Here is a 20,711-nt window from a genome sequence, read left to right as displayed (position 1 = left end):
AAATGTTGCAAGAGGTATAAGGTACTAGCTGCTGGATGTTCAAATCGGTAACAGCCAAAAAAGAATAAAAAGTCATATTTTACAGAGTCTTAAGCATTGATTAATGAAAAACGTTGGGACACTAGTGGGTCGATATAGTAGGTAACAAACCCCAGAAAAAAGGAAAAGGAGGCGAATTATGGAAATGCCTAAGATCAACCCCGCTGTTATGGAAATCCCGAAAGCACAGCCGGCCGAAGCCGCGACTCGGGACGGTCAAACTCAGGCCGAGTCAATGAAGAACATCCGGAAAGCCCGCTTGCAGCGTCAAGTGTTGCAAGATCCTACTGTCATCTCCAAGCTCGTGGCCATGGAAACCACGTCGGTCTACAATGCCAAGGGAGACATCGTTCAGGCCGTTTCCGGGGCCAGCCTTGAGTCCTGACGGTCGCCCCGGCGCGGGCTTCCGAGGGCCTCTTTGAGGGTTTTTCCTCGAGGGGTTCTCTGGCCCTTGGAGCCGCGCCGGGCTTATACGCCCCTCGCTCACCCTCTTCCCCATATCTTCCTCTGCATCCTGCTTCAAACCGGCGGACCCTGGTGAATCATTTCGGCCAGGGTTAATCGAACTTTCGCGGGTTTTTGGGTCATGCTCCGCAGATAGTCCATCTCCAATTCCGCCAGACGATGGTAAAAGGCGGTCCGGTCCAGCTTGGGCAAATCAGTGTTGCTCGCCGTCAACTCCTGACTTCGGAAACATCCTGGAAATTCCTTGGCGATTCCGTTGGGCAGGGTGAAGACGTTGGGCACGCCGTGCAGCCTGCAGATCATCAGCCGGTGCGCGTACAGGATGCACCGCCCGCCCTCATTCAGGGGACACATGATGTCCGGAGCGCGCTGTTCGGCCAGTATCCCCCTGGCTTGCTCCACGTATTCGGCGGCCCGTGATCGGACCTCCCGCAATCGCGTGTCCGGAAGTGTCGCCAGCCCCTGCCAGAGATAGGCCCATTCCACATGGGTGTGGTGCTGAAAATAGCTGGTGCAGCAGTTGTCCGGACAGTCGGCGCAGGTCAGGCCGGTGTACGCGGCGATGTCGGCGTATCGGTTCTCCATGTCCGCATAGAGGTGGGGCAAGCGGAGAAGCGGGTCCTCAGGCATGGAACCTCCGGGAGTTGTTTAGTGGCCCTGGTTGCGAGCGGAATTTAAAAATGTGTACGGCTGGACGGCGGAGAACGGTCATTCCCTGGAATGCTCGAAGCCCGGCAGCGACATTCTACGCTCGACGTACTGCAAGAGCAGCGTGGCCAGAGTGACCAGCAGCAGATAGTACAGGCCCAGGGCCACGAAGACCTCGATGTTTCGCCAAGTCTGCTTGGCGATGGTCCGGCCTACGCCTGTCAGTTCGTTGAGGGTGATGATGGAGGCCAGGGACGAGTATTTGATCAGGTAGATGATCTCGTTGCCGCATCCTGGCAGGGCCCGGCGAAGTGCCTGTGGCAGGACCACCCAGAGCACGGTTTGGGTCTTGGTCATACCCAAGGCTTGGGAGGCCTTGATCTGTCCGTGGCGGATGGAGAGCAAGGCGCCTCGGATGTACTCGGAGTGATAGGCCCCGCTGCACAGGGTGAAACCCAGGATTGCCGCGGACATCGGCGTAAGCACGATCCGTGCGTCGCCGATCTGGAGATGGGGCAGGGCGAAGTACCAGAAGAACAGTTGCACCACCAGTGGCGTGCCTCGAAAAAGGGACACGTAGACTTCATTCAGCCAGCGGACCGGAGCGGGGGCGTAGACCCGCAACGAACCCACCAATACGCCCAGGGCCAAGCCCAGCAGGGCCGAAGGCACGATCACGGCGACGCTGACCCAAAGACCCTGGTTCAGGGCCGGGGCCACGTCCGTCACGAAAAAATGCCAGTAGTCGCTCATGTCCTGCCGCGTCCGCCCTCTGGGTTGCCGACCGGGTTGCCGACCGGGTTGCCGACCGGGTTGCCGACCGGGTTGCTGACCGGGGCGGCGGTTGGGGACGCGCAAATGCGCTCAGCCGCGCCCAGGTCCCCGGAGAGTTCGTTGATTTTGGCGCAAAAGGCCATGGTCCGGGATGTGGCCCCTGGGGCCAACAGATGCGCCGGGCTGCCGCGTTCCACGATCCGTCCCTTTTCCATGAACAGAAACTCGTGGGCCATGGTCGCGGAAAAGGCGATCTGGTGTGTGGCCATGATCATGGTCATGCCGGCGGAAGCCAGGAAGCGGATCACGGCCAGAACCTCACCGATGAGTTCCGGGTCCAGGGCGCTGGTGGGTTCGTCCAGGAGCAGCACTTTGGGGTCCATGGCCAGGGCCCGGGCCATGGAAACGCGCTGCTTCTGACCACCGGACAGTTGGGCCGGATAAAGATCCATCTTGTCCGCCAAACCGACCCGGGCCAGTTCTTCCTTGGCGCGGTGCGTGGCTTTGGCCTTGGCCATGCCCTTGACCTTGATCAGGGCGATGCGCACGTTGTCCAGCGCGGTCAGGTGGTCGAACAGGTTAAAATCCTGGAAGATCATTCCCACCTGCTGACGAAAGGCGTAAAGATCCTTGCGGCCGGCGGCTCTGAACTCTCGTCCGTCCAGCCAGATTCGCCCCTGATCCGGGGAGTGCAGAAAGTTCAGGCACTGCAACAGCGTGCTCTTGCCGGACCCCGAGGGGCCGATCAGGATTTTCACCTCGCCCCGGTTCACGGTCAGGGAGACGTCGTCCAGGACGAGCTGGTCGCCGAGGGTCTTGCGGATGCCTTCGACGCGTAAAACGGGTTGCTGCGTGGTCATGACATGCTTCCTTGCCGGGCGTAACCGGGGATCCGCACCTTTCGTTCCAGCGTTTTCAGCGCTCGGACGCCCAGGTGGGTCAGGATATAGAAGAGCACTCCGGCCACCAGGGCGAAGGGCAGCGGCTCATGGGTCAGGGCGGCCACGGTTCGGGTCCGGGACATGATTTCCATCACCCCGATGGCAAAGGCCAGGGCCGAGTCCTTGAGCAGGATGGAGTATTCATTGGACCAGCCGGGGATGGACAGCCGCAGGGCCTGCGGCAGGACAATGCTCCGGATGGCCTGGCCGTCGGTCATGCCCAGGGCCCGGGCCGCCTTGAGCTGGCCTTCGGGCAAGGACTGGATGGAGCCACGAAAAATTTGGGATTGGTAGGCAGCGCTGGTCAGGCTGAGCACCACCAGGGCCGCCAGAAAGGCGCTGTCCAAGCCCAGGCCGGATAGCAAGGGGAGCCGGCTCAGGTAAGCCAGGATGCCGAAGTAGAACAGGTAGAGCTGGACCAGGATGGGCACCCCGCGAAACAGCCAGACGTAGAGACCCGCCAGACGACGGATGGTTTTTGACCCGTACACTTGACCCACGGCCAGGGGGATACCAAGGCACAGGCCGAGGAGCATGGCCCCGAAGACAAGGGTTAGGGTCCAGGTGATCCCGCCCAGGATATAGGGTAAGGATTCCCAGAGCACGGGCATGATTTTGGCGAAGTCCATGAGAGTGGGGCTTGTTCGGCGAGGCCGTCCGGTGATCGAGTCGGGGAGTAAAAAGGCTTGGGGGAGGTTTGCGAACCGCCCCCAAGCTTTGACGTGATTTCAGGCGATGTTACTCAAGTTCCCATTTCTGCTTCAGCTCGACCCAGTACGGATCAGCCATCAGCTTCTTCAGGCCTTCGTTGAGCGTGTTCAGCAGTTCGGTATCTGCCTTGCGTACCGCGTAACCGTAGCCGTCCGCGGGGACGTCGAAGGTGCCGATGGTCTTGAAGGCCCGGCCCTTTTTCATTTCACGGGCAATGGAGCTGTCCATGGCCGAGGCGTGAATGCGTCCGATGGGCAGGTCCTGCATGGACAGGTCCGTGGAGTCGTAGGCCACGATTTCGAAGTTCATGCCCGGCTCCTTGGCCTTGTCAATGAGCAGGGTGTGGGTATTGGTGCCCCGCTGCACGCCGATCTTCTTGCCGGTGGTGAACATCTCTTCAAATGAAGTCTCCTCGGCTTCGTTGGCCACCAGAACCTGGGTGACTTCGTAGTAAGGGATGGTAAAGTTGACGACCTTCATCCGCTCTTCGGTGATGCTCATGCCCGAGGCGATGAAGTCGATGCGGTTGGTGTTCAGGGCCGGGATGATTCCGTCCCAGTCCATGGGCTGGTGCCGCACGGTGAAACCCATCTGCTCGGCGATCCAGTTGACGGAGTCCACGTCAAAGCCGGCCGGGTTGCCTTGGGTGTCCACGAAGCCGAAGGGCGGAAAGCCGAAGTCGATGCCGTTGACCAGTGTCTTCTCGGCCCAGGCCGGTCCACTGAGGGTCAGGCAAAGCACCAGTGCCGCTAAAAGTCCCGCCAAAACGCCGAAACGCGATCCCTTAGCCATACGTTAAGCTCCTTGTTGAGTGGTTTTGGTTGTCCCGCCCATGTCGCGGCGTACCTCCATGATGCCCGTCTAAATACGGGGAACGATGAAACGAAACCCGCGAATAGCAAAGAGCGGACATCCAGGCAAGGAGGGATTGGTCTCGTTCGCCGCCGGTCAGTCGATCCGGTCCGCGTTGTCATCGCGCGGGGCTTGATGTAGGTTCAGGCTCCAGACAATAACGGCAAGGGTAGGTATATTCCGGCCCTGGCGAGAACACCGAGCAGGTGGATGGCAATGAACGACATCAAAATGACCGAGCCGATCCAGCGCGCCGTGGCCTGGATCGACGAGACCCGCCGGGATCATCCCGAGCGTTCCTTGGTCTCGCTGCTGGCTGAAGCCGGGATGCGCTTCAATCTGGGGCCCAACGACGGGCGCTTTTTGGAACGTTTTTTCCAGTCCGGCGGATCTTCCGAAATCCGTGAAGAGAGCGAGTCACCTTGAACCTTTCCGCCTACCTGCCCCGTCGCTGGACCTTGCTCCAGAAACGGGTCTTCCAGGAAATCTGCTTCCTGTTCTTCCTGACCTGGTCTGGGTTGATCTCCCTGCTTCTGGTCGGACGGCTGCTCCAGTTGCGCGAACTGTTTCTGCACCAGCAGGTGTCCACCCTGGACATCGTCCGGCTGTTCGTCTTTCTGAGCCCGTTCTTTTTGTTCATGCTCATTCCGGTGGCCTGCCTGCTGAGCATCTTTCTGGTGTTCCTGCGGATGAGCAACGACCGGGAGCTCATCGCCTTGAAATCCGGAGGCGTCAGTCTGTACCAGATTCTTCCGGCTCCTATAATTTTCTCCCTTTCCGCCTCGGTCCTGGCCCTGCTGATCAGCCTGGGCGGCATTTCCTGGGGCTTCGACAACTTCCGCCGCACTGCCCTGGAGTTGGCCCACTCCAAAACCCAAATGGTGCTGCAGCCGGGGATTTTTCACAAGGACTTCCCCGGATTGACCATATATGCCAAGAACGTGGATGCGGATCAGCGGCTGCGCCAGGTCTTCGTGGAGGACCAGACCCGGTCGGAAATTACGGCGGTGATCGTCGCTCCCGTGGGCTACGTGGTCACGGAGCCCAGGGAAGGCCGCATACTGTTCGCCCTGGAGCACGGACGGATCTACCGCATGCAGCGCAACGCCATCACCGAGCTGCGTTTCGATTCGTACCTGGTGCGCTTGGATCTGGACCAGTTGCTGATGGGTATTTCCCAACGCGACCCCCGGCCCAAGGAGATGTCCTGGAGAGAACTCCGGAGTTGGTCCACCATGCCCGACCTAGTGGAGGTCCGTGGAGAGGAGTTCGCTAACCGGGTGGCCGTGGAAATCCAGAAACGCTGGGTCGTGCCCGCGGCCTGTCTGATTCTGGGGCTGTTGGCCATTCCCCTGGCCCTGGCCTTCGAAGGTTTGAAACGCCAGTACGCCCTGATTTTGATCATGGGCGTGTTCTTCGTGTTCTACGGCATGTTCTCTACGGGCATCGTCATTGCGGAACTTGGTATCGTCCCGGCCTACCTGCCGCTATGGGGGCAGATGCTGTTTTTTGGGGCTATAGCCGGTCTGGGAATCTGGTTCGCGGCAAGGGAGCGGGGGGTGCGCATCGGTGAGTGGGTCGCGCACTTTCAGATCAGGTTCCTGAATAAAGCTGGTTAGGCGGGGATGAATATGTCTTCCCAAAACATCAAGCTCCCGCCACCGGCTTCACCTGCCGTCCCTATCCTGACGGACATCCTGCGTCGCCTGACCCGGTATCGATTGAACACGCTTCAGCGTTATTTGCTCGTTCAGAACCTGTTTCTGATAGGATTTTGTCTCGGGGTCGGGATCTGCATCTATCTGCTTCAAGACCTGGTGGAAAATCTGGATATCTTTGTCCAGGCCGGCGTGGGCGTGGGCACCATGGTCGGTTATTTCCTGGCCAAATTGCCGTTGATTCTCTCACAAATTCTTCCGGCGGCGTTCCTGGTCTCCCTGATCGTCCAGATCGGGTTGCTGGTCCGTCACCGGGAACTGCTCGCCCTCCAGTCCGGCGGAGTTTCCTACACGGCATTGATCCGATTTTTCGCAGTGTACGGCTTGGTCTGGTGTTTGGCGCAGCTCTTCCTGGCCCAGGCCCTGGGCGTGGCGGGCCAGCGGGCCATGGACCGGATCTGGCGGGAAGAGGTGCGCAAGGAAGAGGCGGGCCAAGTGGAGTTGCGCGACATCTGGTTTCTGAGCGGAGCCTATGTTGTCAGCATCGACGGGGCGTATCCGGACCAACGCCGGGGCCGGGACATCAACGTTTACGTCTACGGCGAAGGCAATACGCTGCAACGGATCATCGTCGCGAGTCGATTCGACATTCTGGATACGGGCTGGGAGCTGCACGAACCTCGGATCTACGAGACGCTGACCTTCGAGGTCAGAGATGAAGCTTCGCTGAGGCTGGACATTTCCCAGGATCTGGAGGTCTTCGGCGTCCTGCAAACCCGATTCGAGGCCGCCGCGCTTTCGCTGTTCGAGCTGGGTCGGATCATCTCCTACCTGGAGGGCACCGGTTCCAACGTGGAACGGTTGCGTACAGCCTGGCATATGAAGTGGTCCTATGCCTTCTCCCTGCTGATGATGGCCCTCATCGCCCTGGCACTGTACACCATTTTCGACAGCGTCTATCTGAACATCGCCTTGGGGCTGGTCATTGTTTTCGTGTACCATGTGCTCTTCGTACTCGGGGTCTCCCTGGGGGAACGCGGCTTTCTCTCTCCCTTTATAGGCGCATGGATGGGCAATCTCCTTTTTGGCTTTCTGGCCGGAGGGCGTCTGCTTTGGTACGTGTTGCCAGACAACCCATTTGAATTCTTGCGAGGCCGCTAGGTCTTATTCCCATCGATCATGGTCAATACCCGAGAGGCTGCTTCGAAGCGGCCCAAACTTTGGGGTCAATTCACGTCCTCACCGCTTTGGTGGTGGATCGGGGCAAGTGCGCTGATCGGGGGCCTGCTCAGCATCCCTCTTATTCTGGGGGATCTGGCCGTGACGGCCTGGGGCATGGAGCTGTCCCGTGAATCCACTTTGCTGCAATGGTGGAACGACGTGGCCGCGCGATCTCTGTTTCAGGGAGAGCCACCGGGCGCTCAGGACCTGACCTACGCGACGCTTTTCCTGGTCTTGGCCGTCTATTTTTGCGCCTTGACGCCGCTCTGGGGGCCAAAGGCATCCGACATCCGGCTCTTCGCCGGATATTATTTGGCGTGTATGCTGCTCTTTCTCGTGGCCAATCGTGGTCTAAAGGCCTTTTTCGGGCGAGCCCGGCCTCTTGACGTGCTCCGCGAAGACCAGGACTATTCCTCGATTTGGCTGATCGGGCCCTACGGATTTTCCGAAGCGGTGAGCAAGGGCAGCTTTACTTCCGGACATACCACTACGGCGATGTTTCTGTTGCCGCTGGCCTTCTGGCTTGCGCATTCTTCGCGGCGTTATCTGGCTTGGCCAGTTTTCGCGCTGGCCGTTTCCTGGGGGGCGCTGATCGGAACGGGCCGGGTGTTCAGAGGCTCGCATTATCCCGGTGACGTGCTCTGGGCCATGATCATCTGCCTCTGGATCTGCGCCTTTGCGGCGTATCGCCTCTTCGACCTGGATCGCCGCGGACAATCCCCGACCATGTCCTCTTGCTGGGAGCTGCGGCTGACGATTTGGTCCGCCTTGACCCTCTTCGCCTTGTTCGCGGCAGTGATCGGAATCAAGCAGATGGTTTTCGAACCGGCGTGGTATTGGCCCTTGGTAACGGTTTTAAGCACTCAGCTCGCCTGGACGGGTTCGATCAAAACAGCCTGCCTCACGCGATGCTGACCAAAGATATTCCTCCTCTCGCTTTCCTTCCAACACTGCCTCCACAGTCCGAATACTCCTCATACGTCTTTCTTTCTCGCGCTTTTCCGCAGGCCGTCTTGTGTCAAAAAGTCAACAAGACAAAAGAATCACGCCTTGTTGACAAATTGTTGTGAGCTGGTAAGAAGGCAGGGAAAATCAACAAACATTCTGTTGTATGCCTAATAACTACTATCGTAATAGTTTGTTTTTTTATGTTTTTTCCTTTTTTTCTCGATGAAGTCCTCTTTTTCATATTTCTGGAAAAGACGTTTTTCATTTTTTGATCCCTGCCCAAAGGTGGTAACCCCATGGTATTCACTTGGTTTCACTTGGCTTTGATCGTTTTTCTCTTGGCGGGTGTTCTGTTCGCCGCAGGCCCTCTGCTCATATCCCGCCTGATCGCTCCCCGCTACAAAGGCGGGGATATCACGTTGCCCTATGAATGCGGGATCACGCCGCAGGGCAGCGCCTGGGCCCGCTTCGGGGTCAATTACTACTTCTATGCCTTGATCTTTCTCGCCTTTGAGGTGGACATCCTCTATTTGTTTCCGGTGGCCACCTACTATCCACACTCCGAGGGTTTTCTGCCGTTGATCAAGCTGCTCATCTTCCTGTTTATTCTCGGAATTTCCATCATCTATTTCTGGCGCAAAGGAGTGTTCTCATGGCCGAGACGGATTTCTCTCTGAAGCGGGCCGATCTGGACCAAGACCAAGCGCCGATCCGGATCGCCCCCCTGGAAAAGATTTTCGATGTCTGTCGGTCCATGTCCCTCTGGCCGATGACCTTCGGTCTGGCCTGTTGTGCCATTGAGATGATGGCCGTGGGCATGGCCCGGTTCGACATAGCCCGCTACGGCGCGGAGGTGTTCCGTCCCTCCCCGAGGCAGTCCGACCTGATGATCGTGGCCGGGACGGTGACCAAGAAAATGGCCCCCGCCGTGGTCCGGTTGTATGAACAGATGCCTGGGCCGAAATGGGTCATGGCCTTGGGGAACTGTTCCATCTCCGGCGGGCCGTTCAACTTCAAGGGCCAGTATAACGTCGTCGAAGGGGTTGATCGGATCATCCCGGTGGACGTTTACGTTCCGGGATGCCCGCCCCGGCCCGAGGCCCTACTGGAAGGGCTGTTCCTGATTCAGGAAAAAATTACCGGCAAGCGCTGGTGGCCGGTGGCCAAGCCCGTGGGCTCGGCCGTCGTCGAGGGAGGTGTCCGATGACCCTTGATGCGTTGCGCGACGTGCCGGTCTTGCGTCTGGAAGAATGCTCCCCGAACGTGTCCGGCCTGACTCTTGCCGCATACCTTGCTCCGGAAGAGTTGCGACCCGCGGCGGCCAAGCTTCTTGGAAAGGCCTACTTTCTGGAGGACGTCTCCGTGGTGGAGGTTTCGGAAGGGTTTCTCGGCGTGTACCATTTCGATCATTTCGACGCACCGGGCAGGATCGCCCTCCGGGTGTTGATACCCAAGGATGCCCCGGAACTGCCGACGATCTCGGATATTTATCAGGGAGCCTCGTGGCATGAGCGGGAATGCCGGGATTTCTTCGGCGTGACCTTCGCCGGACATGAGAACATGACGCCCTTGCTGCTGGCCGCCGAGGACGCTGAGTTTCATCCGTTGCGTAAGGGCGACAAGGCTCTCAAGAGCCTGACGGACTTGGTACCCGACGGCGAAGGAGGGCCGCAAGCCGGAGATGTGGCCGCGTTTCTCGCGGCCGCGGAGGAGAGCGAAGCCCCAGGCACGCCTTCCGACGTTACGGGATCGGCGGACGGCCACGAGAGCGACGAGGGTTCCGCCACGTGAGGCGCTTTTGTCCTCCGCGTCGACTCCAACGAATCTGAACAGCGCATACCAACACAAAGGCTTGCCATGACCAGTTCCGCGTCTCCAGGGCGATTCCATCTCGGTGGGGATTTCTACACCAACCATTTCGAAAAGGGCGGCTCGCCGGATACCATGATCCTGAACATGGGGCCGCAGCACCCGGCCACCCACGGCGTGCTGCGGGTCATTTTCGAATTGGACGGCGAGTACATTCTGCGCACCGAGCCGGTGCTGGGGTATCTGCACCGGATGCACGAGAAAATGGGCGAGGAGCAGACGTACTACCAGTACATGCCCAACATGGGCCGGGTGGACTATCTGCACGCCCTGGCTTGGAACTGGGCCTGGGCCGGGGCCGTGGAAAAGCTGGGCGGGATCGAGGTGCCCCGTCGAGCCGAGTTCATCAGGGTGATCACCTGCGAGTTGAACCGGATCAGTTCCCACTTGCTCTGGTGGGGGGCCTTCCTGCTGGATCTGGGCGCGTTCACCCCGATCATGTACGGATTTGACGATCGGGAACGAATCCTGGACATCCTGCAGCGGCCCACCGGATCCCGGCTGACCTACAGTTATTACCGCCTCGGCGGGGTGGCGGCGGACCTGGACGATACGGCCCAGCGTATGATCCGGGACTTCGTGCTCCATCTGCGCTCCAGGCTGCCCATGTACCGCGACCTGGTCACGGGCAACATGATCCTGCGTCATCGCCTGGAGGGCGTGGGCCACATCTCCGTGGAGATGTGTCGGCGCTACGGGGCCACCGGTCCCACCCTGCGCGGCTCCGGCGTGGCTTACGATGTGCGTAGGGCCGAGCCCTACTCCGTCTATCCCGAGCTGAACTTCAGCATCCCTACTGACGACGACTGCGACGGCATGGCCCGGTACAATGTGCGCATGGCTGAAATCGAGCAGAGCCTGGACATCATTGAACAGGCCCTGGACATGCTGCCTGACGGTGATTTCTGGGTCAAAAACGCACCTAAACCCAAATGGAAAGCGCCCAAGGGTGAAGTATATTTCGCGGTGGAGGGCGCGCGCGGCAAGATCGGCGTACATCTGGTCAGTGACGGCAGCGCCACGCCCTACCGGGTCAAGCTGCGCGCGCCGGGTTTTTCCAATCTGAGTCTCTTCGCCGAAGTGACCAGGGGCACCTTGCTGGCCGACGCCGTGGCCATTCTGGGCAGCCTGGATATGGTCATTCCGGAAATCGACAGGTGATCCCATGACTCCTCCTTTCGGCATGCCTCTTGAATTGTTCACCATCTTCCTGGCGTTGGCCCTGCTGGCCGGGTTCGTGGGCCTCAACGGCCTGGTCCTGGTTTATCTGGAGCGGAAAGTAGCCGGGCACATTCAGCGTCGGCCCGGGCCCTTCGAGGTCGGACCTCACGGCCTGCTCCAGCCCCTGGCCGACGCCCTGAAGCTGGTGGGCAAGCAGTTGATCACCCCACGGGGAGCGGACAAATGGCTGTTCTGGACCGCGCCGATCATCTCCTTCGCCCCGGTCTTCGTCCTGTTCCTGCCCATCCCCTTCGGCCCGTTCCTCACGGCCATGGAACTGGACTTGGGGTTGTTGCTGATTCTGGCCTTCGCCGGAATCAACGTCCTGGCCCTGTGCCTGGCCGGGTGGAGTTCGGAGAACAAGTGGTCGCTCCTGGGCGCGGCCCGAGCAGTGGCCCAGTCCGTGGCCTACGAGATTCCTCTGCTACTGGCCGTGCTGGCCATTGCCTTCCAGTACGGCTCGCTGAATCTGTCAACCATAGTTTCCGGGCAGGGCGCCTGGCCGTGGCAGTGGAACATCATGGTCCAGCCAGTGGCTTTTTTCATCTACTTCGTCTGCGCCCTGGCCGAGACCAACCGAGCTCCCTTCGACCTGCCCGAGGCGGAAAGCGAGCTGACCGCGGGCTTCCATACTGAATACTCAGGCATGGGCTTCGGTATCTTCTTCCTGGCCGAGTACGCGAACATGATCGTGGTCTGCGCCGTGGCCACGGCCTTGTTCCTGGGCGGCTGGAACGGTCCGGCTGCCCCGGGCGTCTGGTGGTTTTTGGCCAAGGTCTATCTGCTGTTGCTGGTGATGATGTGGTTCCGCTGGACCTACCCCCGGGTGCGTTTCGACCAGCTTTTGAACCTGAGCTGGAAATGGCTCCTGCCCCTGGCCCTGATCAACCTGGTCGTGACCCTCGTGCTTGTAAAGCTTTGATGGCAAACTTTGATGGCAAACTGAGATGGTGACCTGATGACCATGATTCGTGAATTCGGAAAGGCGCTGCAAGGCCTGTGGAGCCTGGCGATAGGTTTGGGCGTTACCTTCCGGGCTTTTGTCCGGCCCCAGGTGACGGTGCATTATCCTCGGGCCACCGTGGACGACGCCAATCTGCGGACCTATCACGGCCATGTTGAACTGACCGGCAAGGATGATGCACCCGAGATACCCAAGTGTATTTCCTGCGGCATGTGCGCCATGAACTGTCCCAGCGCCTGTCTGACCGTGGTCAAGCAAAAGGCTCCCAAACCGACCCCGGAACAGAAGAAAGCCATGGAAGAAGCCGAAGCCCGGGGCGAAAAGGTCAAGAAGCCCTCCGCGCCCAAGAATCCAGCCTCCTTTACCTACGACTTTTCCTTGTGCAGCCTGTGCGGAACCTGCGTGGAAAGCTGCCCGGCGGATTCGTTGCGTTTTTCCAATGAAATCTATCAGGCTGGCTTTGATCGCAAGGATTTTCAGTTCGACCTGCTGGCCCGGTTGCGCAGCCAGGCTGAAGGCCTGTCCGGGGCGAGTCCCAAGCCAGTTCACAAAACAGATGACGATCCAGATAACAGGCCTGACCTCAAAACAGACTCCAAAACAGACCCAAAAACAGAGAAGGTGGAGAAGTGATGGAAATTCTCGCCTACGTCGCCTTCGGCGTCTATGTGACGATCATATTGTTCGGCGGCCTGATGGCTGTATTCAGCCGCAACTTGGTCCGGGCTCTTATCGGCTTAGTGCTGACGCTTTTCGGAGTGGCGGGCTGCTACCTGCTGATGGCCGCTCCGTTCATGGCCTTGATGCAGATTCTGATCTACGTGGCCGCGGTGAGCATTATGATTTTTTTCGCGATCATGCTCACAAAGCCGCCGGTGGGCGGGGAAGAGCAGTCGGGCCGCCCCTGGTGGGTAGTGGTCGGCTGTATCGTCGCGGCCCTGGCCCCGACCATGCTCATCGCCCGGGTGCTGCGCTGGCAGCCCCTGGCCTCCCATGAGCATCCCACGGAGATCGTACTCTTGGACCTGGGCCGGACCTTCATCGAGCCCTATTTTTTGGCTTTCGAGCTGATTTCCGTGGTCCTGACCGTAGCCATGGCCGGAGCGGTGCTCCTGGCCTTTGAAAGGAGACAAGGCCAATGACGGCGCTTTCCATGTTTCAACTGGTCAGCCTGCTTTTGCTGGCCCTGGGCCTGTTCGGGGTGATCTGGCGACGCAGCTTGGTGGGCATGCTGATCAGCGTGGAGTTGATGCTCAACGGCGCGGGCTTAAGCATCGTGGCTTCGGGGCAGCTCACCGACGCCTCTGGAGCCGTGGGTCATGCCGCTGCCTTGTTCGTGATGGGCCTGGCCGCGGCCGAAGCCGCTCTGGTTCTGGCGATCATCATTGTCGTGGCCAAGCGCTACGGTCACATAGAAAGCGCGCGCCTGCGCACCCTGCGAGGCTAAGTCATGCCTGAAATTCTGGTCAGCGCCAAAATCCTCATTCCCCTGCTCATCACCCTGGTCGCGCCCCTGGGCATCGTCCTGGCCCGGTCCAACCCCAACAATCGCGAAGCAGTCTCCTTTGCCGCGGGAATATTGACCTTTGCCACGGTGCTGTCCTTCGTGCCCGACGTACTTGACGGCAAGATATGGACCTACACCCTGTTCACCCTGATCCCCGGGGTGACGGTCAAGTTCGGCGTGGACGGCCTGTCCCTGATCTTCGCCCTGGTGGCCTCGTTTCTCTGGATATTGGCCACGAGCTACAACATCGGGTACATGCGTTCGCTCAACGAACACGCCCAGACCCGCTACTACTTCTGCTTCGCGGTAGCCATTTTCGGGGCCCTTGGCGTGGCCTTCAGCGCGAACATCTTTACACTGTACCTGTTCTACGAAGTCATCACCCTGTTCACGTACCCGCTGGTGGCCCATCACCAGGACGACACATCCTTTGCCGGAGCCCGCAAGTACCTGGTCTACCTGATGGGTACCTCCAAGCTGTTCCTGCTCCCGGCCATGATCATGACCTACGTGCTGGCCGGCAGCCTGGATTTCAACCTGACCGACGTGGTCCACGGGATCTTCCCCGCGGACGCCAACCCAGTCGCGGTGACCGTGACCTACGTGCTGTTCATCGCCGGTCTGGCCAAGGCCGCGATCATGCCGCTGCACAACTGGCTGCCCTCGGCCATGGTCGCGCCCACCCCGGTCTCGGCTCTGCTGCACGCCGTGGCCGTGGTCAAGGCCGGGGTGTTCTGTGTCTGTCGAATCATCCTCTCGGCCTTTGGCCTGGAAACCATGGACGTGCTCTACCTGGGCATCCCCACGGCCTACCTGGCCGCGTTCACCATCGTCGTGGCCTCCTGCATCGCCCTGACCAAGGACGACCTCAAGGCTCGGCTGGCCTATTCCACGGTCAGCCAGCTCTCCTACGTCATCTTGGGCGTGGCCCTGCTCACGCCCATGGCCGTGATGGGCGGCACCACGCACATCGCCCACCACGCCTTTGCCAAGATCACGCTGTTTTTCGGCGCCGGGGCGATCTACGTGGCCACGCACGTCAAGAAGATCAGCCTGCTCTCGGGCATGGGCCGACGGATGCCCTGGACCTTCGGGGCCTTTTCCCTGGCCGCCCTGAGCATGATCGGCGCGCCACCGGTCAGCGGCTTCGTGACCAAATGGTACCTGGCCAACGGAGCCCTGGACGCCGGGCAGATCGTGATTCTTATCGCTCTGATGGCCAGCACCGTGCTCAACGCCAGCTATTTCGGCCCGATCATATATAAGGCCTTTTTCGAGGCCCCGGCCCCGGGCGTCCGCCTGGAAGACTACAAGGAGGCCCCCCTGACCATGGTCGTGCCCCTGGTCCTCACCGCCCTGATCTCCATCTTCCTGGGTTTGTACCCGGATACCTTCATGGGCTTCATCAAGGCCATGGCCCAGTTCTAGGAGTCGCTTATGCAAGACCAGACCACCCTTCACGAAAACAAACTGATCGCGACCCTGCGCTCCCTGTCCGGGCTGTTAAAACTGCTTTTTTTCGCGGTTCTCGCGGTTCTTGTCGGTTTGAACTTCTTCATCGGCCCCTACGACCCGCATGTGGCCTGGGAAGTGTACCCGGGCTTCTGGGCCGGGTTCGGGTTCGTTCTGGCCGTGGCCATGGCTTTTGTGATGAAACGCATCGTCGCTCCGCTGATCGGCGTACCCGAGGACATCCATGACTAGTTTCTTTCACCCGACCATCGCCTTTTTCGGCCTGGGGCTGGTCCTTTTGCTCCTGGCCCGGACCACCGTGACCTGGTGGCGCTGGCTGCTGCCTTTAGCCCCGATCCTGGCCATCATCGCCGTGTTTTCGGCCGCGCCGGGTGAGTACCTGCACCTGCGCTACCTGGGGCTGGACCTGACTTTAGGCCGCCTGGACGGCCTGTCCCTGATCTTTGCCAACGTCTTCGCCATCCAGGCCCTGATCGGCTTCATTTACGCCTTTCACCTCAAAGAAATTCGTCATCACGTGGCTGCGGCGGTCTACGTGGGCGGGGCCTTTGGCTGTGTCTTTGCCGGGGACTACCTGACGCTGTTCATCTTCTGGGAAATCATGAGTGTGGCCTCGACCCTGCTGATCTGGTTCAACTCCAAGGAGAACCCCAGGGCCGTGGGCGCGGGCATCCGCTACTTCGTGATCCACACCATCGGCGGGCTGCTGATGCTGGCCGGAATCCTCTTGCGCTACCAGGTTGTGGGTGACTTCACCTTCACCGGGATCATCCCGGCTGACGCCCAGTACTACGACTGGCTGATCATGCTCGGGTTCGGGGTCAACGCGGCCTTTGTCATCGTCCACGCCTGGCTGCCGGACGCCTACCCCGAGGCGACCATCCCCGGCGCGGTGTTCATGAGCGCCTTCACCACCAAGACCGCTGTCTACGTCCTGGCTCGGGGCTTCGCCGGGTGGGAATTCCTGGCCTGGATGGGCGTGGCCATGGCCCTGTGGGGCGTCTTCTACGCGACAATGGAAAACAACGCCCGCCGCATCCTCTCCTACCATATTATGTCCCAGGTGGGGTACATGGTCGCGGGCATCGGCATCGGCACGGCCATGACGCTGAACGGCACCTGCGCCCATGCCTACGCCCACATCCTCTATAAGGGGCTGCTGTTCATGAGCGTGGGCGCGGTGCTGTATTCCGCCGGAACGGCCAAGCTGAACGAACTTGGCGGCCTAGCCGGCCGCCTGCCCCTGGTCATGTTGGCCTACGTGGTCGCGGGCCTATCCATCTCCGGGATGCCCATCTTCAACGGCTTTGTCTCCAAGACCATGACCATCACCGGGGCCTTCAACGACCACCAAGTGCTCCTGGGTATGCTCATGGAAGTGGCCGCGGTGGGTACGTTTCTTTCCGTGGGTTTGAAACTGCCCTACTTCGCCTTCTGGGGCGGCAAGCCGACCTATGACAAGCCGCTCAAACCCATTCCGGTGAACATGTACATCGCCATGGGAGCAGCGGCCGTGCTCTGCATCGCTCAGGGCTTGTATCCGGACCTACTGTACCGCTTCCTGCCCTATCCCGGCGCTTACGACTTCCAGCCCTGGTCGGCCTGGAAGGTGCTGATGACCCTGATGCTGCTAGGCTTTACCGGCCTGGGGTTCCTGGTCATGCGCGGGGTGCTCAAGCCCCATGCCCAGCGCAACCTGGACTTCGAGACCCTCTACATCTACCTGGGCCGCGCCTTCCTGGCCTTGGTCAGTCGCCCCCTGGCCAAGATCGACGCCTTCTGGAGCGAAGTCTATGAACGTATCGGCTTGGTGGGCCTGCTGTTCCTTGGCCGGATTACCTCCTGGTTTGACAAGATGGGCATCGACTTCGTCTTGGACAACAGTGCCCAAGGCACCCGGGAAACTGGCGGCATCCTGACTGCGGCCCAAACCGGCCGCCTCCAGGATTACCTGGCTCTGGCCATCGCCCTGGCCTCGGGCATTGCCCTGCTGGTCTGGTATCTCTCCTAAAAGCCCCATGCATCCTATGACTCCTACAAACCAAGGTGCCTCGACATGACTGAATCCGGGTTCCCCGTTCTCAGCGCCCTGATCTTCTTCCCCCTGCTGGCCGCTGTCGGACTGTTCTTCCTTCGCGACGAGCGGACCGTCCGCCTGTACACACTGGTCGTGGGTCTGATCGAGATGGGCTTGGCCGCGCCGCTGTTCCGGTTTGATCTTTCCACCGCGAACTTCCAGTTCGTGGAGATCATGCCCTGGGTACCGGCCTGGAACATGAACTACCATGTGGGCGTGGACGGGATCAGCATCCTGATGATCTTTTTGACCGTGCTGCTCCTGCCCCTTTGCGTGCTGTGCTCCTGGTCTTACATCGGCAAACGGGTCAAGGAGTTTCACTTCTGCCTGCTGCTGATGATCGGGGCCTGCGTGGGCATCTTCTCGGCCCTGGACTTCGTCCTGTTCTACATCTTCTGGGAAGCCATGCTCATCCCCATGTTCCTGCTCATCGCGGTCTGGGGCGGACCCAACAAGCGCTACGCGTCGCTGAAATTCTTCATCTACACCCTGGCCGGTAGCACGCTCTTCCTGGCGGCTATCGTAGCCTTTTTCGTGCATACCGGGACCTTCTCCATTCCGGAACTGATGACCCATGAGTACGCCTTCAACTTCCAGTTTTGGACCTTCCTGGCCATGGCCCTGGCCTTTGCCATCAAGGTGCCCATGTTCCCGTTCCACACCTGGCTGCCCGCGGCCCACGTGGAAGCGCCCACCGCGGGTTCGGTGCTCCTGGCTTCGATCCTGCTGAAAATGGGCACCTACGGATTCCTACGCTTCTGCCTGCCTCTGACCCCCGCGGCCAGCGAGTACTTCGCGCCGTTGATGATCACCATCTCCATCGTCTCCATCCTCTACGGAGGAGTCATCGCTTTGGGCCAGAAGGACATGAAGAAGCTGATCGCCTATTCCTCCGTGGCCCACATGGGTTTCGTGACCCTGGGCATCTTCGTCTTCACCATGCGCGGAGTGGAAGGGGCGATCATGCAGATGATCAACCACGGGATCACCACCGGGGCGCTGTTCATGCTCGTAGGCGCGATCTACGAACGCAGCCACAGCCGAGAAATCGCGGACAACATGGGCCTGGGCAAATACCTGCCCGCCTACATGTTCTTCTTCGGCCTGTTCGCCATCGCCTCCTTTGGTTTTCCGGGAACCAACGGCTTTGTTTCCGAGGCCCTGGTGCTTATCGGCGTGTTCGAGGCCAATTACCTCCTGGGTGCGTTGACCATTCCCGGGGTGATGCTGGCCGCGGCCTACATGCTCCGCCTGGGCCTGAAACTGGCCTGGGGCCAGCCGTCCCAGGCAGCGAACTGGAAGGACCTGAACGCCCGTGAATGGGTCTACCTGGCACCCTTGGCCGTGCTTGTGCTGTACCTGGGCTTGATGCCCACCCTGGCCCTTAAAACCATCAACCCTTCGGTGGTCCACCTCCTGAACCAGTACGAAACCCGCAAGGCCCTGCATCTGGAATCGTCCCTTCAGCCCGAACCACCGGCCCAGGTTTTTCAACTCCCCGCAACACGAGGTACTGACCAGTGATCTTCCAAATAGAGCTGTTCATCCCGGAACTGTACCTGCTGACCCTGATCGGCGGCCTCTTCGTCTTGACCGTGGGGCCCCAGTCCTGGTGGCGATTTTTGCGCTACCTGCCCCTGGCCGCGGGCGTGGGCATCGGCGTGGCCGCGCTGTCCTTCCAATTCTCCGGCCTGATGTTTTACGGGGCGTATCAGGTGGACGCCTTGTCCCAGTTCTTCAAGCTGGCCATCTTCCTGGGCTTGGCCGTGACCTGCCTGAACGCCATGAACCAGCCTACGCTGTCCGAGGAGAAGCGACCGGACTACTTCCTGTTTCTCTGTCTCAGCGCCCTGGGGCTGATGCTGCTCTCCAGCGCCGTGGAACTGGTGACCATTTTTCTGGCCCTGGAACTGGCCTCCTATAGCCTCTACGCCCTGATCCCCCTACGCTCCAAGGAACCAGCCGCGGCCGAGGCCGGGATCAAGTACATCCTGTTCGGCGCGGTGGTCACGGCCCTGGCAATGTACGGGCTGTCCTACATCCTGGGGGTCCACCATACCACCTACCTCGCCGAACTGGTGACCAAGACCTGGTCCTGGTCCGAAACCCCGGCGGCGCTGATCGGCATCGCCCTGTTCCTGGGGGCTCTGTTCTACAAGTTGGCCTTGTTCCCGCTGCACTTCTGGTGCCCGGACGTCTACGAAGGAGCGTCCAACGAGACTGCGGCCTTCGTGGCCACCCTGCCCAAGCTGGGCGCTGTGGTGGTTCTGGTGCGCATGTCCTCGCTTCTGGATCCGAGCATGGAAGTGACCATGCTGCTGGCCGTGCTGGCCGCGGTGTCCATGACCTTCGGGAACCTTTCCGCCCTAGTCCAAAGCGACTTGAAGCGCCTCCTTGGCTACTCCTCGGTTTCCCACGCTGGATACGTGATGTTGGGCATCGTGGCCGGGACGCCCGCCGGACTCTCTGCCGCCGCGTTTTACGCCGTGGTCTACCTGCTGATGAACTTGGCCTGCTTCTGGGTGATCTGCCGCCTGTCCACGGACGGACGCAACCTTAAGTTGGACGACTTAAACGGCCTGTACCAGCGCTCCCCGGGCTTGGCCCTGGTCTTGGCGGTGTCCGCTTTCGCCCTGGTGGGCCTGCCGCCCACCGCCGGATTCATGGGCAAGCTGTTCCTGCTCAATTCGGCCTGGATGGAAGGCTACCACTGGCTGGTGATCATCGCGGTGCTCAATTCGGCCATCGCCATCTACTACTACCTGAACCTGGTCCGTCACGCCTACACCCGCGAAGCCCCAACCGATGTACCGGCCGAGACACTGGCCGTGCCCAACCCCGGCCTCCTCTGGGGCGGGTTGCTCGCCGCTGCCGTGCTCTGGCTCGGTGTCGCGCCAGCTACGTTGTTTTCGTTTGCCCAATTGGCCGGAGCCTCGGCTGGAAGTGTCTTTCCATAGGTTTGACAATAGGCTTGGCCACAGTTCTGGTCCTGGCCTGCTTAGTGGTGTACGCCCTCCACGGATTGTCCGAGGAGGGCTTTTTTTTCGTAAGAAAATGTCTTCGGCAATTAAGCTGAAATTGTTAAAGAAAAAAATATTTTCCTTAATTTCTGAAAATTTTTATTGACAGTGGTGCCGAGTTCTTTTAGATACTGTCGTTTCGCGGCGAGCACATCCGGCCGGTGAGAGTGCGGGTCGGATTTGTGGTTGTCGGGTATGAGTTCTTTGACAATGAAATAGCGAGGGGGGAGAGAAAATATGGTTTAAGCCATGTTTTCATTTTGAGTTTTGGTATTTTTAAGTGGAGAGTTTGATCCTGGCTCAGAATGAACGCTGGCGGCGTG

23 protein-coding genes are annotated in these 20,711 nt (G+C 59.9%); 18 read left to right on the top strand and 5 right to left on the bottom strand.

Annotated features, from left to right (window positions below; genetic code table 11):
• The first annotated feature begins 178 nt into the window (after window positions 1-178).
• Complete coding sequence (locus C6366_RS17485; RefSeq protein WP_233248559.1) at window positions 179-424, top strand: hypothetical protein; 246 nt, start codon at window positions 179-181, stop codon at window positions 422-424.
• Between the two features lie 134 nt (window positions 425-558).
• Here C6366_RS17485 and C6366_RS17480 read toward each other — a convergent pair whose 3' ends face one another.
• From C6366_RS17480 to C6366_RS17460, 5 genes are all read right to left on the bottom strand, one after another.
• A complete protein-coding gene (locus C6366_RS17480; RefSeq protein ID WP_107740311.1) occupies window positions 559-1,134 on the bottom strand; it encodes a hypothetical protein in 576 nt (191 codons plus the stop codon).
• A 78-nt stretch (window positions 1,135-1,212) separates the two neighbouring features.
• On the bottom strand, window positions 1,213-1,905 hold the full coding sequence (locus tag C6366_RS17475) for an amino acid ABC transporter permease (RefSeq protein WP_107740309.1): 693 nt from the start codon (window positions 1,903-1,905) through the stop codon (window positions 1,213-1,215).
• Window positions 1,902-2,786, bottom strand: coding sequence for an amino acid ABC transporter ATP-binding protein (locus C6366_RS17470; RefSeq protein ID WP_107740306.1), 885 nt, complete (start codon window positions 2,784-2,786; stop codon window positions 1,902-1,904). The genes C6366_RS17475 and C6366_RS17470 overlap by 4 nt, the downstream gene beginning before the upstream one ends.
• On the bottom strand, window positions 2,783-3,496 hold the full coding sequence (locus tag C6366_RS17465) for an amino acid ABC transporter permease (protein ID WP_107740304.1): 714 nt from the start codon (window positions 3,494-3,496) through the stop codon (window positions 2,783-2,785). The genes C6366_RS17470 and C6366_RS17465 overlap by 4 nt, the downstream gene beginning before the upstream one ends.
• A 109-nt stretch (window positions 3,497-3,605) precedes the next feature.
• Entirely contained in the window at window positions 3,606-4,370 is a 765-nt protein-coding gene (locus tag C6366_RS17460; protein ID WP_107740302.1) for an ABC transporter substrate-binding protein, read from the bottom strand.
• Window positions 4,371-4,646: 276 nt separating this feature from the next.
• Between C6366_RS17460 and C6366_RS17455 the strand changes: the two genes are divergently transcribed.
• The 17 genes from C6366_RS17455 to C6366_RS17375 all read left to right on the top strand — a co-directional run bounded on the left by C6366_RS17455 (window position 4,647) and on the right by C6366_RS17375 (window position 20,325).
• Window positions 4,647-4,856 carry a hypothetical protein gene (locus tag C6366_RS17455; protein WP_107740300.1) on the top strand — a complete coding sequence of 70 codons (210 nt, stop codon included), beginning with the start codon at window positions 4,647-4,649 and terminating at the stop codon, window positions 4,854-4,856.
• The gene (locus tag C6366_RS17450; protein ID WP_107740298.1) at window positions 4,853-6,049 is read left to right on the top strand and encodes an LptF/LptG family permease; all 1,197 of its coding nucleotides are present in this window, start codon (window positions 4,853-4,855) and stop codon (window positions 6,047-6,049) included. The genes C6366_RS17455 and C6366_RS17450 overlap by 4 nt, the downstream gene beginning before the upstream one ends.
• 12 nt (window positions 6,050-6,061) lie before the next feature.
• Complete coding sequence (locus tag C6366_RS17445; RefSeq protein ID WP_158269849.1) at window positions 6,062-7,249, top strand: LptF/LptG family permease; 1,188 nt, start codon at window positions 6,062-6,064, stop codon at window positions 7,247-7,249.
• An 18-nt stretch (window positions 7,250-7,267) separates the two neighbouring features.
• On the top strand, window positions 7,268-8,224 hold the full coding sequence (locus C6366_RS17440; protein ID WP_107740294.1) for a phosphatase PAP2 family protein: 957 nt from the start codon (window positions 7,268-7,270) through the stop codon (window positions 8,222-8,224).
• Between the two features lie 329 nt (window positions 8,225-8,553).
• The gene (locus C6366_RS17435; protein ID WP_107740292.1) at window positions 8,554-8,934 is read left to right on the top strand and encodes an NADH-quinone oxidoreductase subunit A; all 381 of its coding nucleotides are present in this window, start codon (window positions 8,554-8,556) and stop codon (window positions 8,932-8,934) included.
• Window positions 8,910-9,464, top strand: coding sequence for an NADH-quinone oxidoreductase subunit B (locus C6366_RS17430; RefSeq protein ID WP_107740290.1), 555 nt, complete (start codon window positions 8,910-8,912; stop codon window positions 9,462-9,464). Before C6366_RS17435 ends, C6366_RS17430 begins: the two co-directional genes overlap by 25 nt.
• Window positions 9,461-10,048 (top strand): NADH-quinone oxidoreductase subunit C, encoded by a 588-nt coding sequence (locus tag C6366_RS17425; protein WP_158269848.1) that lies wholly within the window; start codon window positions 9,461-9,463, stop codon window positions 10,046-10,048. Before C6366_RS17430 ends, C6366_RS17425 begins: the two co-directional genes overlap by 4 nt.
• A gap of 66 nt (window positions 10,049-10,114) precedes the next feature.
• Window positions 10,115-11,287 (top strand): NADH-quinone oxidoreductase subunit D, encoded by a 1,173-nt coding sequence (locus C6366_RS17420; protein WP_031387549.1) that lies wholly within the window; start codon window positions 10,115-10,117, stop codon window positions 11,285-11,287.
• A 22-nt stretch (window positions 11,288-11,309) separates the two neighbouring features.
• Window positions 11,310-12,269 (top strand): NADH-quinone oxidoreductase subunit NuoH, encoded by a 960-nt coding sequence (gene nuoH, locus C6366_RS17415; RefSeq protein ID WP_233248560.1) that lies wholly within the window; start codon window positions 11,310-11,312, stop codon window positions 12,267-12,269.
• A gap of 36 nt (window positions 12,270-12,305) precedes the next feature.
• Window positions 12,306-12,944 (top strand): 4Fe-4S binding protein, encoded by a 639-nt coding sequence (locus tag C6366_RS17410; protein WP_107740284.1) that lies wholly within the window; start codon window positions 12,306-12,308, stop codon window positions 12,942-12,944.
• On the top strand, window positions 12,944-13,453 hold the full coding sequence (locus C6366_RS17405) for an NADH-quinone oxidoreductase subunit J (RefSeq protein WP_107740282.1): 510 nt from the start codon (window positions 12,944-12,946) through the stop codon (window positions 13,451-13,453). The genes C6366_RS17410 and C6366_RS17405 overlap by 1 nt, the downstream gene beginning before the upstream one ends.
• The gene (gene nuoK / locus C6366_RS17400; RefSeq protein ID WP_107740280.1) at window positions 13,450-13,758 is read left to right on the top strand and encodes an NADH-quinone oxidoreductase subunit NuoK; all 309 of its coding nucleotides are present in this window, start codon (window positions 13,450-13,452) and stop codon (window positions 13,756-13,758) included. The genes C6366_RS17405 and nuoK overlap by 4 nt, the downstream gene beginning before the upstream one ends.
• Before the next feature lie 3 nt (window positions 13,759-13,761).
• Window positions 13,762-15,246, top strand: coding sequence for a monovalent cation/H+ antiporter subunit D family protein (locus C6366_RS17395; RefSeq protein WP_107740277.1), 1,485 nt, complete (start codon window positions 13,762-13,764; stop codon window positions 15,244-15,246).
• Window positions 15,247-15,255: 9 nt separating this feature from the next.
• Window positions 15,256-15,522 (top strand): hypothetical protein, encoded by a 267-nt coding sequence (locus C6366_RS17390; protein WP_107740275.1) that lies wholly within the window; start codon window positions 15,256-15,258, stop codon window positions 15,520-15,522.
• Window positions 15,515-17,302: a Na(+)/H(+) antiporter subunit D gene (locus tag C6366_RS17385; protein WP_107740273.1), complete on the top strand. Its 1,788-nt coding sequence runs from the start codon at window positions 15,515-15,517 to the stop codon at window positions 17,300-17,302. Before C6366_RS17390 ends, C6366_RS17385 begins: the two co-directional genes overlap by 8 nt.
• A gap of 45 nt (window positions 17,303-17,347) precedes the next feature.
• Window positions 17,348-18,892, top strand: a complete 1,545-nt coding sequence (locus C6366_RS17380) for a NuoM family protein (RefSeq protein ID WP_107740271.1) — start codon at window positions 17,348-17,350, stop codon at window positions 18,890-18,892.
• Window positions 18,892-20,325, top strand: a complete 1,434-nt coding sequence (locus C6366_RS17375) for an NADH-quinone oxidoreductase subunit N (RefSeq protein ID WP_107740313.1) — start codon at window positions 18,892-18,894, stop codon at window positions 20,323-20,325. The genes C6366_RS17380 and C6366_RS17375 overlap by 1 nt, the downstream gene beginning before the upstream one ends.
• Window positions 20,326-20,711: the final 386 nt, after the last annotated feature.

Origin of the sequence: Desulfonatronum sp. SC1 (assembly GCF_003046795.1) — a bacterium.
GTDB lineage: Bacteria > Desulfobacterota > Desulfovibrionia > Desulfovibrionales > Desulfonatronaceae > Desulfonatronum.
Note: the sequence above shows the minus strand (reverse complement) of the source record. Positions and strands in the feature narration are given on the sequence as shown.

What these genes read in the sequence shown, in the direction of transcription:
- nuoK (WP_107740280.1), top strand. Translation starts at nt 13,450, where the DNA reads ATGACGGCGCTTTCCATGTTTCAACTGGTCAGCCTGCTTTTGCTGGCC.
- C6366_RS17380 (WP_107740271.1), top strand. Translation starts at nt 17,348, where the DNA reads ATGACTGAATCCGGGTTCCCCGTTCTCAGCGCCCTGATCTTCTTCCCC.
- C6366_RS17475 (WP_107740309.1), bottom strand. Translation starts at nt 1,905, where the DNA reads ATGAGCGACTACTGGCATTTTTTCGTGACGGACGTGGCCCCGGCCCTG.
- C6366_RS17420 (WP_031387549.1), top strand. Translation starts at nt 10,115, where the DNA reads ATGACCAGTTCCGCGTCTCCAGGGCGATTCCATCTCGGTGGGGATTTC.
- C6366_RS17445 (WP_158269849.1), top strand. Translation starts at nt 6,062, where the DNA reads ATGTCTTCCCAAAACATCAAGCTCCCGCCACCGGCTTCACCTGCCGTC.
- C6366_RS17395 (WP_107740277.1), top strand. Translation starts at nt 13,762, where the DNA reads ATGCCTGAAATTCTGGTCAGCGCCAAAATCCTCATTCCCCTGCTCATC.
- C6366_RS17385 (WP_107740273.1), top strand. Translation starts at nt 15,515, where the DNA reads ATGACTAGTTTCTTTCACCCGACCATCGCCTTTTTCGGCCTGGGGCTG.
- C6366_RS17480 (WP_107740311.1), bottom strand. Translation starts at nt 1,134, where the DNA reads ATGCCTGAGGACCCGCTTCTCCGCTTGCCCCACCTCTATGCGGACATG.
- C6366_RS17470 (WP_107740306.1), bottom strand. Translation starts at nt 2,786, where the DNA reads ATGACCACGCAGCAACCCGTTTTACGCGTCGAAGGCATCCGCAAGACC.
- C6366_RS17430 (WP_107740290.1), top strand. Translation starts at nt 8,910, where the DNA reads ATGGCCGAGACGGATTTCTCTCTGAAGCGGGCCGATCTGGACCAAGAC.
- C6366_RS17405 (WP_107740282.1), top strand. Translation starts at nt 12,944, where the DNA reads ATGGAAATTCTCGCCTACGTCGCCTTCGGCGTCTATGTGACGATCATA.
- C6366_RS17440 (WP_107740294.1), top strand. Translation starts at nt 7,268, where the DNA reads ATGGTCAATACCCGAGAGGCTGCTTCGAAGCGGCCCAAACTTTGGGGT.
- nuoH (WP_233248560.1), top strand. Translation starts at nt 11,310, where the DNA reads ATGCCTCTTGAATTGTTCACCATCTTCCTGGCGTTGGCCCTGCTGGCC.
- C6366_RS17460 (WP_107740302.1), bottom strand. Translation starts at nt 4,370, where the DNA reads ATGGCTAAGGGATCGCGTTTCGGCGTTTTGGCGGGACTTTTAGCGGCA.
- C6366_RS17485 (WP_233248559.1), top strand. Translation starts at nt 179, where the DNA reads ATGGAAATGCCTAAGATCAACCCCGCTGTTATGGAAATCCCGAAAGCA.
- C6366_RS17465 (WP_107740304.1), bottom strand. Translation starts at nt 3,496, where the DNA reads ATGGACTTCGCCAAAATCATGCCCGTGCTCTGGGAATCCTTACCCTAT.
- C6366_RS17410 (WP_107740284.1), top strand. Translation starts at nt 12,306, where the DNA reads ATGACCATGATTCGTGAATTCGGAAAGGCGCTGCAAGGCCTGTGGAGC.
- C6366_RS17455 (WP_107740300.1), top strand. Translation starts at nt 4,647, where the DNA reads ATGAACGACATCAAAATGACCGAGCCGATCCAGCGCGCCGTGGCCTGG.
- C6366_RS17390 (WP_107740275.1), top strand. Translation starts at nt 15,256, where the DNA reads ATGCAAGACCAGACCACCCTTCACGAAAACAAACTGATCGCGACCCTG.
- C6366_RS17425 (WP_158269848.1), top strand. Translation starts at nt 9,461, where the DNA reads ATGACCCTTGATGCGTTGCGCGACGTGCCGGTCTTGCGTCTGGAAGAA.
- C6366_RS17435 (WP_107740292.1), top strand. Translation starts at nt 8,554, where the DNA reads ATGGTATTCACTTGGTTTCACTTGGCTTTGATCGTTTTTCTCTTGGCG.